This window comes from uncultured Tyzzerella sp. (assembly GCF_963558545.1).
Classification (GTDB): Bacteria; Bacillota; Clostridia; order Lachnospirales; family CAG-274; genus Tyzzerella.
Genome location: NZ_CAUWHO010000026.1, coordinates 1 through 12,925 on the forward strand (window position 1 = coordinate 1; position 12,925 = coordinate 12,925).

Annotated in this window: 9 protein-coding genes, 1 other RNA gene and 1 pseudogene; 6 read left to right on the forward strand and 5 right to left on the reverse strand. The window is 26.2% G+C overall.

Translation table 11 applies throughout. The features are described 5' to 3' along the window. Positions 1–67: 67 nt before the first annotated feature. The 5 genes from R5Z65_RS05565 (at position 68) to R5Z65_RS05585 (ending at position 5,805) form a co-directional block, all read left to right on the forward strand. Positions 68–1,546, forward strand: a complete 1,479-nt coding sequence (locus R5Z65_RS05565; RefSeq protein ID WP_317367666.1) for an aminotransferase class I/II-fold pyridoxal phosphate-dependent enzyme — start codon at positions 68–70, stop codon at positions 1,544–1,546. A gap of 21 nt (positions 1,547–1,567) precedes the next feature. Continuing rightward, positions 1,568–2,431 carry an agmatinase gene (gene speB, locus R5Z65_RS05570; protein ID WP_317367669.1) on the forward strand — a complete coding sequence of 288 codons (864 nt, stop codon included), beginning with the start codon at positions 1,568–1,570 and terminating at the stop codon, positions 2,429–2,431. A 16-nt stretch (positions 2,432–2,447) separates the two neighbouring features. Continuing rightward, positions 2,448–3,455, forward strand: a complete 1,008-nt coding sequence (locus tag R5Z65_RS05575) for an iron ABC transporter permease (RefSeq protein ID WP_317367671.1) — start codon at positions 2,448–2,450, stop codon at positions 3,453–3,455. Between the two features lie 4 nt (positions 3,456–3,459). Further along, positions 3,460–4,221: an ABC transporter ATP-binding protein gene (locus tag R5Z65_RS05580; protein WP_317367672.1), complete on the forward strand. Its 762-nt coding sequence runs from the start codon at positions 3,460–3,462 to the stop codon at positions 4,219–4,221. A gap of 1,389 nt (positions 4,222–5,610) precedes the next feature. Then, positions 5,611–5,805 carry a tyrosine-type recombinase/integrase gene (locus R5Z65_RS05585; protein ID WP_317367673.1) on the forward strand — a complete coding sequence of 65 codons (195 nt, stop codon included), beginning with the start codon at positions 5,611–5,613 and terminating at the stop codon, positions 5,803–5,805. A 111-nt stretch (positions 5,806–5,916) separates the two neighbouring features. On the opposite strand, the gene ssrA is transcribed toward R5Z65_RS05585, so the two are convergent. From ssrA to ftsH, 4 genes and pseudogenes are all read right to left on the reverse strand, one after another. Further along, positions 5,917–6,271, reverse strand: a transfer-messenger RNA (tmRNA) gene (ssrA, locus tag R5Z65_RS05590). Positions 6,272–6,368: 97 nt separating this feature from the next. Beyond that, a pseudogene (locus tag R5Z65_RS05595) lies at positions 6,369–7,229 on the reverse strand (Abi family protein). Positions 7,230–7,596: 367 nt separating this feature from the next. Continuing rightward, positions 7,597–8,406, reverse strand: a complete 810-nt coding sequence (locus R5Z65_RS05605) for a GTP pyrophosphokinase family protein (protein ID WP_317367676.1) — start codon at positions 8,404–8,406, stop codon at positions 7,597–7,599. Between the two features lie 25 nt (positions 8,407–8,431). Continuing rightward, positions 8,432–10,489: an ATP-dependent zinc metalloprotease FtsH gene (gene ftsH / locus R5Z65_RS05610; protein ID WP_317367678.1), complete on the reverse strand. Its 2,058-nt coding sequence runs from the start codon at positions 10,487–10,489 to the stop codon at positions 8,432–8,434. 340 nt (positions 10,490–10,829) lie between these two features. On the opposite strand from ftsH, the gene R5Z65_RS05615 reads away from it, so the two are divergent. After that, positions 10,830–11,876 carry an aldose epimerase family protein gene (locus tag R5Z65_RS05615; protein WP_317367679.1) on the forward strand — a complete coding sequence of 349 codons (1,047 nt, stop codon included), beginning with the start codon at positions 10,830–10,832 and terminating at the stop codon, positions 11,874–11,876. A 22-nt stretch (positions 11,877–11,898) separates the two neighbouring features. Here the strand turns inward: R5Z65_RS05615 and galE are convergent, their stop codons facing one another. Next, entirely contained in the window at positions 11,899–12,915 is a 1,017-nt protein-coding gene (gene galE, locus R5Z65_RS05620) for a UDP-glucose 4-epimerase GalE (RefSeq protein WP_317367681.1), read from the reverse strand. Positions 12,916–12,925: the final 10 nt, after the last annotated feature.

Here is a 12,925-nt window from a genome sequence, read left to right on the forward strand (position 1 = left end):
AGATTTTTAAAATAATTTATAGAATGGGTGCGATATCTCAAAAGGATATTTAAGGGTGTTATATAAAATGAACTTAGAAAAACAAAAGTTAACTCCTATTTTTACTGCTCTATCTAAATATAGAGAAGAAAATATAGTACACTTTGACGTTCCAGGTCATAAAAAAAATAAAGATACTTTTATTGCTAAAGCTATGGGTGAAGACATAATATCTTTTGATGCAAACTCTACTAAAGAACTTGATATGCTTTCACATCCTGTTGGAGTAATATTAGAAGCCGAAGAACTTTTAGCAGAAGCATATGGTGCAGATAATGCATTTATGCTAGTTAACGGTTCTACATTTGGTGTGCAAACAATGATACTTAGTGCTTGTGCTCCAAAAGATAAAATAATTATTCCGCGTAATGTACATAAATCTGTTATTAATGCTATTATTTTATCTGGTGCAACCCCTATATTTATACAACCAGAGATAGATTATAATTATGGTATAGCAAATGGTGTTAAAGTAGAAACTGTTAAAGAAACTATAAAAGCACACCCAGATGCTAAAGCTATTTTCATAATTAATCCTACCTATTTTGGTGTAGCATCTGACCTTAGAAAAATAATAAAAATTTGCCATAGACATAATATTGCTGTTTTGGTAGATGAAGCACACGGGGCTCATCTTCCTTTCCATCCATATTTGCCAGACTGTGCTATGAAGCTAGGTGCTGATATGTCTACTGCTAGTTTACATAAAACTGCAGGCTCTCTTACACAAAGCTCTGCCCTATTTCATAACGAAGGTATAATAGATATAAATAAAATAAGGGGTACTATAAACCTTATGCAAACAACAAGTGCATCTTATCTATTGTTAGCTAGTATGGATATAGCTCGCTCTAACCTGGCCTTAAAAGGTAAAAAGATATTTGCAGATTTATTAAAAAAATGTGCAGAGGCAAAAGTTAGATTATCTAAAGTAGCTGGTATATCTGTTATATCAGAAGATTATATAGATGAAAATGACGAGCACGGTATATACGATTTTGACGATACAAAATTTGTTATAAAAGTTAATGAACTTGGTCTATCTGGATTTCAAGTTTATAAAATATTAAAAGAAGAATATAACATTCAGCTAGAGCTTGCAGAAAGCTATGTTGTTTTAGCTGTTGTTGGTATTGGAGATACAAATGAAACAATAGATACTTTAGTATCTGCCTTTGAAGATTTATCAAAAAGATTTTATGGTAAAAAAGAGCCATTTAAAATAGAAATATCTAATTTCTTTGAAAAACCAAAAACTATAGTTTTACCTAGAGATGCTTATTTTTCACCTAAAAGCACTATATGTATAGATGATGCACTAGGACAAGTTTGTGGAGAATCTATTATGATTTACCCTCCAGGCATACCATTAATTATACCGGGTGAGCTTATAACAGAAAAAATAATCTCTAGCTATAAATATTATATGGAACAAAACTGTGTAGTTATGAACGATGATGAAGAACAAGGCATAATAAAAGTCCTTGGTGAAGATGAAAATGAATAAAATTTAGAAAGGATAATAAAAATGAACGTAAATTATTTACCTAAAAAGTTTTTAGGGTGTGAAAGTAGCTTTGAAGATGCAGATTTTATTATTTTTGGAGCGCCATTTGATGGTACAACTACATTTAGACCAGGTACTAGGTTTGCCCCACAAACAATGCGTATAGAATCTATCGGATTAGAAACATATAGCCCTTATTTTGATTTAGATATAGAAGATTATAATGTAAATGATAACGGAGATTTAGATTTACCTTTTGGCGCTACACAATCTGCATTAGATATAATACAAGAACAAGCAAAAAAAATATTTGATAGTAATAAAAAACCTCTTATGATAGGTGGAGAGCATTTAGTATCTTTACCTGTTATAAAGGAAGCATTTAATAAATATCCAGATTTGCATATTATACATTTTGATGCACATACAGATTTAAGAGAAGAATATTTAGGAGAAAAACTTTCTCATTCTAGCGTGTTTAAAAGAGTTTGGGACTTTATAGGCGATAATAAGATTTATCAATTTGGTATAAGAAGTGGTACAAAGGAAGAATTTTATTGGGCTAAAGAAGGGCACGTTTACATTAACAAATTTAATTTTGACACATTAAAAGAAATAGTAAATAGTCTTAATGGCAAGCCTGTATATTTTTCAATAGACTTAGATGTATTAGACCCTTCTATTATGTCTGGTACTGGAACAACAGAAGCTGGTGGTGTTAGCTTTAATGAGCTTATAAATGCTATAAAAGAAGTGTCTACTCTAAATATTATAGGTGCAGATATAGTTGAGCTTTCTCCTCACTATGACCATAGTGGTGTTTCTACTGCTGTTGCTTGTAAAATACTTAGAGAAATGTTATGTGCTATGATTACAAATAATTAATTACAATGAGGATTTTATGAAAAATATATATAAAATAGTAATATGTTTTATGTTAAGCTTTATTATTTTTATATTTGCAGTAGGTGTAGGTAGTGTTTTTATTCCACCAACACATACAATAAATATTTTACTATATAAAATATGTAATTTTAATTTTTTAGAAATAAACGAAACTTTTTTATCTATTTTATGGAAAATTAGGCTTCCAAGGGTTTTATTAGCCTTTATATGTGGAGCTGGTCTTTCATTAAGCGGAACTATTATACAATCTTTACTTAAAAATTCACTAGCATCATCTTATACTCTTGGAGTTTCTTCTGGAGCATCACTTGGTGCTAGTATTTGTATATTATTTAAAATATATATATTTGGTATTTTTTCTATACAAATATTTGGGTTTTTATTTGGTATAATAACAGTTTTTATCGCCATAGCAATAGCTACAAAGTTAGATAAAACAATGCAAAACAACGCCATAATACTTACAGGTATGGCTTTTTCTCTTTTTACTAATGCTATGTTATCTATAATAATAACTTTTGCAAAAGAAGATTTACAAAGCCTTATATTTTGGCAAATGGGTAGCTTTTCTATGAAAAATAATATATATATACTTATACTATACCCTACTATACTAATAGTTTTTTTATTAGTGTTTTTTAAATACAGAGAATTGGATATATTAAGCTTTGGAGATGAACAAGCTAACATTAGTGGTGTTGAAGTTAAAAAAGTAAAATTATTTTTATTATCTATGGCATCGTTATTAACTGGATTTGTTGTTTCTGTTGTTGGAGTTATAGGCTTTATAGATTTATTTACACCTCATATAACAAGAAAAATATTTGGAGCTAGCCATAAATATGTACTATCTATGTCATTAATACTAGGTGGCACTTTTATGGTTTTATGTGATTTAGTAGCTAGAACTATAACTGCTCCTATTGAACTACCTGTTGGTGCTGTTACATCTGCTATAGGTGCTCCATTTTTTATATACTTATATTTTGATAAAAGGAAATAATACTATGATAAAAGTAACTAATCTTTCGGTATTTTACAGTAAATTTAAATCTTTAGATAATATTAATTTTCAGCTCTCAAAAGGTGAAAGTTTAAGTATAATAGGACCCAATGGTTGTGGAAAAACTACCCTTTTAAAATGCTTATCCAACAATATTAGCTTTATTGGAGAGATATTTATTAACAATAAAAATATCTCCAGTATAAAAAGAAAAGATTTAGCTAAAAAAATTGGTATGCTAAGTCAATTAATGTGTATTAGCTTTAATTATTCTGTATTTGATACTGTTATGATGGGAAGATATGCTCATCAAGATAAATTTTTAGTAAATAATACCAAACAAGACATTGATATAGTAATAAATGCTTTAAAAACTGTTGGCTTACTAGATTTTAAAGATAGATATATATCTAATCTGTCTGGAGGACAATTACAAAGAGTTTTTTTAGCAAGATTAATTGCACAAAATCCAGATATAATATTATTAGATGAACCTACCAACCATTTAGATTTTAAATATCAAATAGAGCTTATACAGTTTTTAAAAGATTGGTCTAAAAAAGAAAATAAAACAATAATAGGTGTTATACACGATATAAACCTTGCAATGCTTTTATCAGAAAATATAATGGTTTTACAAAATGGAGCTATAAAGTTCTTTGACAAAAGTACAAATATCATAAAAAGTAATACTTTAAATGAAGTATATGATATAAATATAAAAGATTATATGATAAATAGCTTAAAAAAGTGGGAAATCATCTAAACCTGTGTTTTTCTCAATCACTATAATTCTAATTGACACTTAAGAAAATACCCATTATAATTACATCATTAAATATTCTACTAATAGAATATAGTTTATTACATATAAAAAGTTTATATTTTAAGGGGTATTTGCTATGTTAAAATTGTTTTTCCATTAAGTATAATCGCTACATTAGCATTAAGCAGTACAAACACTTTTGCTCGTAATTATATACCAGATTGCACAGGGGCTCATCATTTAAGTAACAAATCTACATCAGGTGTAGGTTATGAAAATATAATTGTACACGCTTATTGCCCAAACAGTGTGGATACCCATAACCATATGAAAATTCATTTTTATAATAGAATTTAAAAATAATATATAAACCGTAAATTAAACAAAATTTAAATAATAGAAGTTTATATAAAATGAATAAGCTCTATTTCCAAGAGATAAAAAGTTGGCTAAAAAAGACTTAATTATTTTTATAAAGGTAAATTAATTCAAATTGGACTTAATTTTAAAAACTCTTTATCTCTTTATATAACAGATATAAAAAGTGGATAATTAGAATATTGTTAATAATATTAAAGGAAATTTATTTTAAAGAAAGTAAAATAGGTGTAAATAAAAGATGAGTAAAAATAGGAAAAATTAGATATAAGAAACGATTTTATTTTATCTAAATTAATGATAGATTAATAAGTATATAAATTATTAAAGTTCAAAATATCTAACATAAAATATATGAATGGCAAAAAAAATAAAATAATTTATAAATATGATAAATAATAAACCAAATAGAATTAAAGATAATAAAGAAAGTAGCCAAGAATATATTACACTTTAAAAAAAATAAAAATTTAAAGAAGCCTTACAAAAAGGAATACAACAGGGTATCGAACAAGAAAAATATAATAAAATGATAAAACAAATACCTTTATTAAAAGAATTTAATATTGATAATTCTATTGTAGTTAAAAAAATAACTAGAGATTATAGAATAACAGAAGAATAAATAAAATATTTATAATTAAAAATATAAATCTTCTTTTTGATTAGAATAAACTATTTTATTAAAAAATTTGAAAATTTTATATAATCTTTTTCCTGATTATTTTCTATATTTAAAAGCACTATGTTTAATTTTTCTAAATCTTTCTTTAGATTAAAAATTATTTCTTCAATATCTGCTTTTTTCTTTTAAAATATTCTTATTTACTTACTATATTACAATAAATTATACAATAAAAAATAATTGCTTCTTATGTCAAAATGTTCCATATAATTTTAAAAAATATTGTAGCTTTATATCATCTACTTTATTGACAATAGACAAATAACACTCTACCTTTATTTGCTACTAAAACTTGTAGATACTACAAACCAGATAATGTATTAAAAATGTTAAAAATAATTGTTGATTGTAAGTTTCACGATTTAAGACATACTTTTTGCAGTATGTTATCAGAACAAGGTATTGATATAAAAACTGCAAGTGTATTAATTAGTTACAGTTATATAAAAATGAATGCAAATATCTATACACATATATCAGAAACTAAAAAGAAAAAAGCTATAGATGACTTAATTTTTTAATAAAAAGTTTACCCCAAGTTTATCATTTTTTATTTTATTTAATATTTTTACAATTAAAAAAACCTTGAAAAATCAAGGCTTTAAAAGGTTTTGAAATATAAAAAATGTATAGTATGGAGATGAGGAGAATCGAACTCCTGTCCGAAAGCTCGTCAATAAAGACTTCTCCCATTACAGTTAGTTAAAATAAATTCCCTAAAATAATTACTAACTAACAAGCTATTAAATTAGGTAGCTTCATAAAATCTTTTGTTCTTGCAAAGCTTAAAGAACAAAGTTCCTCACCTTTTCGGCACTAGTAACTTTAGCAGTGAGCTACCAAAGGCTAGTGGCAGCTTTTAATTAAGCTGCAAACGCAAAATTATCTTTGTCGTTTAATTTTAAAAATTTTTGAAATTTTAACGTAGATTTCACTACGAATGGCTATCTCTATCTTCAAAACCCCCGTCGAAACCATTGCATCCCCTTAAAGTTATTACATTATATCACATATTTAATATTATTTCAACTATTTATTATTAATATATATTATTATACTTAAATTTTAATTATTTATACCTATTTTAAAATTTAATTAATATTTCTTTCCAATCATCAGAAAATCCAATTAAATCTAGTTCTATGTATTCTTTATATTCTTCTATTAAGGATTCTAATGTTAATATTATATAATTATTCCATTGTGCTTTATCTAAGACTAAAAATTTCATAATATGAAATATATCAAATATTCTGTATGTAATAATATTATGTTGGTGATTTACTTTACAATTAGCAGGTGTTTTTTGCAATTTAAAATTATACATCCTCATATAATGTGCAACCAAATTTCTAACATATACAATATTTTCTATCCAGCTTGTAAGTTGATTCACACCAGTATTATATTCTTTTGCGACTATTTTTTGTATAGGGGTATTAATATTTTTATATAGGCTATTAATCATACCCATTGTAAAAATATTAATACACACATTTATTGGCAATCTATTATTATATTCTTTAATATAGTAATCTATCATCTCTATTTTTTTATCTTTTTGCAATAATCTTTTTAAATTATTAATAAGCATTTTATGTTCTTTAAAATCTTTAAAATTTTTATTATCTAAATAACCAAAATCACCTACTTCATTAAAAATAGCATATGCTATTTTAGTTTTTAGTGTATTTTCTATTATTTCTAAAATATATACAATTATATTTCATAGCCTTCTATCAAATAAATACGTTTTATAAATAGAGTTAAAACTTATTTTATTTTTATAGTTTATATTTTTATCTGTAAAATTCGGTATATAACCTATTAAAATATAATAATTTAAAGAAGATAGAGTATTAATAACTTCTTTTTTGTCCTCTATTAATATTCCTTTATCTAAAAGCATATTTATTTGCTGTTCATAAATATTTTCTTTAGCCATAATAACTCCACAAAATTAATTTTATTTATATAAGTATAAAAAAACAACCCTATCATGGTACGCTTGTAAACAGAGGCGAGATGGGGTCTAAATCTCACTTATAGCATAATTAGTAACCAACCTAAATTATTTGAGTACTAATTATGCTATAAGATTTATATAACATCTTTATACTTATATTATAGTCTTTATATGTAAATTTGTCAATAACTTATATATATTTTTTTAATTATTTTATTTATATATAATAAATATTAAAAATAATAAAAAATACTTGTTAATTTAATTTTAATTATATTAAATAGCCTTCTGCATATATGAATAGCATAATTAACTAAAATATTTTATAGTTAATTATGCTATTTCATTATCCAATATAACTTACTTTATATAAAGTTGCCATAGTGTGTAACTTATTATTAAATTTATTTAATTTTTCTATATCTCCTTCTTGATATAAATCTATAAATTCTTTATTAAATTCATTCATTTCTTCTATTTTCCCTATGTAATATAGGTTTTGTATATTTTTTAAGATTTCATATACCAAATTTTCTTTTATTTGTATTACTTTTTGAGTTTCTATTATTTCTTCTCGTATTGTACCCATTTCTGTATCTAGCTTAAATGATGCTTCAGCACAAGCCTCTATCTTTTCTCTTAAATGAGTTGGCATATTACCATTATATTTATATCTAAGAGAATGCTCAATAGTAGCCCAAAAATTCATAGCCATAGTTCTAATTTGTATTTCACAAGGTATTTCCTTAGCACCAGTTGCTGTTATAACTTTGTATTTTATAGTAATATGATAGCTTCTATACCCACTACTTTTAGTATTATTTATATAGTCTTCTTCTTCTTTTATAGTAAGGTCTTTGCCATCTCTATCTCTTATAAGTTGAACAACTTTATATATATCTTCAACAAATTTACAAATTATCCTAACTCCTGCTATATCTTCTAATTTTTCAAATACTTTTGTTAAATGTATATCTCTTTTGTTAGACTTATCTATAATACTAGCTATAGATTTAACTCTAGTCTGAACAAGTTCTATAGGCGAATGTTGTTCAAGGTCTATATATTCCTTTTTTATGCTATTAAATTTTATATATAGCTCATCTGTTGCTTGTTTATATGGGAAAAGTTCTTCTCTCCAATTAATTATACTCATATAATCACCACTATTTTTTATTATTTTATAATTTTTTTAATTTACTGTTATGCTTTCTAATTTTGTATATAAATCTCTTTTGTCTACGTCTACCTTCTGTTAAAAATATATTTTTATTTTTAAATAACTTGTTATTGCTTTTTTCTTTTTTGTTAAAATTATCTTTTTCTATATCATTTACTTTTTCTATATAATCTGGACAAACTTCTTTTAATATTTCCATAAATTCTTCACCAGTAATATTTTCTTTTTCTATTAAATATTCTGATATTTTATCTAAAGCTGTTTTATTTTCTTTGAGTATATTTCTAGCTTTAATATGGCATTCTTTTATTATAGACTGTATTTCTTTGTCAATTTCTCTTTGAGTTTTAGATGAACAATTTGAAACCATTCTGCCATCAAGGTATCTATTCTCTATATCTTCTAAAGCAACCATATCAAATTTATCACTCATACCATATAAAGTTACCATACTTCTAGCTATGCTAGTAGCTCTTTGTATATCATTACTAGCACCTGTTGTTATAGAGCCAAATTCTACTTCCTCTGCACAACGTCCACCTAATAATACCATTATTTCTTCAAGCATTTCCACATTGTTTTGTAAATATTTATCTTGTTCTGGTATTTGTAAAGTATATCCTAAAGACCCCATTGTTCTAGGTACAATAGTTATCTTTTGTACTGGCTTAGTATTTTTTAGCATAGCCGACACCAATGCGTGACCTACTTCGTGGTAAGCAACAATACGTCTTTCTTGCTCTGATAAAATACGGTCTTTTTTCTCTTTACCAGCTATAACTACTTCTACTGCTTCCATAAGGTCTTCTTGCTTTACAAGTTCCCTACCACATCTAACTGCCCTAAGAGCAGCCTCATTAACCATATTAGCAAGGTCTGCACCAACACTACCACTTGTAGCTAACGCTATTTTTTTTAGGTCTACATTTTTATCAAGTTTAACCTTTTTAGCGTGTACTTTTAATATATCTTCTCTTCCTTTAAGGTCTGGTTTTTCTACTATTATTCTTCTATCAAACCTTCCTGGCCTTAAAAGAGCTTTATCTAAAACTTCAGGCCTATTAGTAGCAGCTAATATAACAATACCTTTAGAAGTGTCAAACCCATCCATTTCTGATAAAAGCTGATTTAGTGTTTGCTCTCTTTCATCATTTCCACCACCGTGTCCATCTCTTTTTTTACCAATAGCATCTATTTCATCTATAAAAACTATACAAGGTGTATTTTCCATAGCTTGTTTATAAAGGCTACGCACCCTAGATGCACCAAGTCCTACATACATTTCTACAAAGTCAGACCCTGCTATAGATAAAAATGTAACATTAGCCTCCCCTGCAACTGCCTTTGCAAGCATAGTTTTACCTGTACCAGGAGGACCAACTAATAATGCACCCTTTGGTTGAACTGCCCCTATTTTAGAATATTTTTCTGGATTATTTAAAAAGTCAACTATTTCTCTTAAGGATTCTTTAGCTTCTTCTTGCCCTGCTACATCTTTAAATGTAACTCCTGTTTCTTTTTGCATATAAACTTTGGCATTACTTTTTCCCATACCAAACATACCGCCACCCATTTTTTTGCTAAGTCCTCTAAATAAAAGTGTTAATATAAGATACATTACTAAAATAGGTAAAATATAATAAACAAAAAAGTTTACAAATCCATTATTTTCTACTATAGGTGCTTTAAAATCTACGTCATATTTTTTTAAATCTTCTTTTAATGTAAAATCTGGAAATCTACCTGTATATAAAGTGTGTGGAGACCCTATACCAAATATTTTACTTCCTTTTTTTGTTTCTTCTTTAGGGAATATTAAAATTTTCCCAGCTTGCACTTCAACCTTTTCAATTTTGCCATCTTCTAGCATATTTAAAAATTCACTATAGTCAATTTCTCTGCTACTTTTTGTTATCATAGATACTGTCATCATATTAAATAAAAAAGTTAAAACAATAGCTACAATAAGTATAGTTAAAGCAGTGTTTTTATTTGGCTTTTTATTGTTATTATTATTAAAATCGCCATTACTTTTAGGCTCATTTATATTGTTATCCATTTCATCATTCCCTCCAAATAATCTAAACCTTATTTAAAGTTTATTAATTTTAACATTAATTATAATATCTAATTTTATTATTAACATACTATAAATATTTAAAAATGTAAATTTATTAGCATAGTTATATGTAAAGCTAGTGTTTAATATATAACTATAATTTTCCTTAATAGATATTATACATAATTTGTATAATTTGTTCAACTATTATTTATTTAATTTTTTGTAAACTATTAATATTTTTAACAAATTTAATTAGTTAGTTTTTATATTGACAAAAATATAGTTATTATTATACTATATAATTAAAATTTATTATAATTATATAGGAGCTTGTTATATGTCAATTTTAGTAGAAAATTTTTTAGAAGAACCTTATAAAATAATCACTTTAAAAAATAATAATATTACCATAAAACTTACTAACATAGGAGCATCTATTGTATCTGCTATTTTAAAAGATAAAAATGGAAATGATGTAGATGTAATCTTAGGATTTGACAACCCTAAAGGGTATTTAAACAACGAATTTTGCTTAGGTGCTACAATTGGTAGAAATGCTAATAGAATAGAAAATGCAACTTTTAAAATAGATAATAAAACATATAATTTAGATAAAAATGATGGCGAAAACAATTTACACAGTGGATTTAATAGTACATCTAGCATAGTATGGGATTATAAAACAGACAATATAAATAATACAGTAATATTTTCTACTTTATTAGCTGATGGTTTTCAAAATATGGAAGGTAATTTTAGTATTTCTGTTTTTTATACTTTAAAGGAAGATAACTCTCTTGTAATAACATATAAAGGTAAATGTGATAAAAAAACTATTGCAAATTTTACAAATCACACATATTTTAACTTAAATGGACATACAGACCCTAATATATTAAATCAAGAAATTATGATAAATGCTGATAGTTTTACACCTTTTAAAGAAAATACAAATATACCTAGTGGCAAAATTTTAAATGTTTTTGACACTCCTATGGATTTTACAAAATTTAAAGCAATAGGAAAAGATATAGAAGAAGATTATAGTCAAATTAAACTAGGTAATGGATACGACCATAACTATGTTATAAACAACAAAAATAATGATATTACACTAGCTGCAAAAGCTTATTCTAAAAAAACAGGTATATGCTTAGAGGCTTATACAGACTTACCAGGGCTACAATTTTACACTGGAAATTTTAACAATATAAAACAATTTGGCAAATGTAACACTAACTATTTATCAAGAAGTGGCTTTTGCTTTGAAACACAGTATTTCCCTAACTGTTATAATATAGAAACATTTAAAAAACCTATCATAGATGCTAACCAATTATATCAAACTACTACTATATACAAACTAAGTATTACAAGGCTGTAGATTTTATCTACAGCCTTTAGTATTAATCTTCATATCCATTAGGATTATTTGTTTGCCATCTCCAAGCATCTTCACACATTTGCTCAAGGTTTCTTTCTGCTTTCCAACCAAGCTCTTTTTCTGCTTTAGTCGGGTCTGCATAGCATTTAGCAATATCCCCTGCTCTTCGTGGTTTAAACTCATATTTAATTTTTTTATTAGATGCTTTTTCAAAAGCATTAACTATATCCAAAACACTATATCCTGTTCCCGTACCTAAATTATATACAAAAACACCTTGAGATGTTTCTAATTTTTTAATAGCTTTTATATGTCCAATAGCAAGGTCTACAACGTGTATATAATCCCTCACACCAGTACCATCTTTTGTGTCATAGTCATTACCAAAAATACCTAAACAATCTAACTTACCAACAGCAACTTGTGAAACATAAGGCATAAGGTTATTTGGTATACCTTTTGGGTCTTCCCCCATAATTCCACTTTCGTGAGCCCCAGCAGGATTAAAGTATCTAAGTAAAACAACATTAAAACTTTTATCTGCTACATTAAAATCTGTTAAAATCTGTTCCATCATAGATTTTGTTTGACCATATGGATTTGTAATAACACCTTTAGGGCAATCTTCTGTAATAGGCACAAATTTTGGGTCTCCATAAACAGTTGCTGAAGAGCTAAAAACTATATTTTTAACATTATATTCTTTCATTACTTCAAATAAAACTAATGTACCTGTTATATTGTTATGATAGTATTCTAAAGGTTTTTGTACCGATTCTCCTACCGCTTTTAACGCTGCAAAATGTATAACTGCATCTATTTTTTCATTTTCAAATACCCTTTTAACACCTTCTTTATTTAATAAATCTTCTTCATAAAATTTTACCATTTTACCTGTTATTTCAAAAACTTTATCTAAAGATTTTTTGTTTGAATTACATAAATTATCTATTACGACAACATCGTATCCTTCTTTTAAAAGTTCAACACAAGTATGGCTACCTATATATCCTGCACCACCAGTAACTAAAATAGACATAATTATCCCT

Excerpts from the sequence above, each read along its gene's own strand:
- R5Z65_RS05615 (WP_317367679.1), top strand. The coding sequence starts at position 10,830 with ATGTCAATTTTAGTAGAAAATTTTTTAGAAGAACCTTATAAAATAATC.
- R5Z65_RS05580 (WP_317367672.1), top strand. The coding sequence starts at position 3,460 with ATGATAAAAGTAACTAATCTTTCGGTATTTTACAGTAAATTTAAATCT.
- ftsH (WP_317367678.1), bottom strand. The coding sequence starts at position 10,489 with ATGGATAACAATATAAATGAGCCTAAAAGTAATGGCGATTTTAATAAT.
- R5Z65_RS05565 (WP_317367666.1), top strand. The coding sequence starts at position 68 with ATGAACTTAGAAAAACAAAAGTTAACTCCTATTTTTACTGCTCTATCT.
- speB (WP_317367669.1), top strand. The coding sequence starts at position 1,568 with ATGAACGTAAATTATTTACCTAAAAAGTTTTTAGGGTGTGAAAGTAGC.
- R5Z65_RS05585 (WP_317367673.1), top strand. The coding sequence starts at position 5,611 with ATGTTAAAAATAATTGTTGATTGTAAGTTTCACGATTTAAGACATACT.
- galE (WP_317367681.1), bottom strand. The coding sequence starts at position 12,915 with ATGTCTATTTTAGTTACTGGTGGTGCAGGATATATAGGTAGCCATACT.
- R5Z65_RS05605 (WP_317367676.1), bottom strand. The coding sequence starts at position 8,406 with ATGAGTATAATTAATTGGAGAGAAGAACTTTTCCCATATAAACAAGCA.
- R5Z65_RS05575 (WP_317367671.1), top strand. The coding sequence starts at position 2,448 with ATGAAAAATATATATAAAATAGTAATATGTTTTATGTTAAGCTTTATT.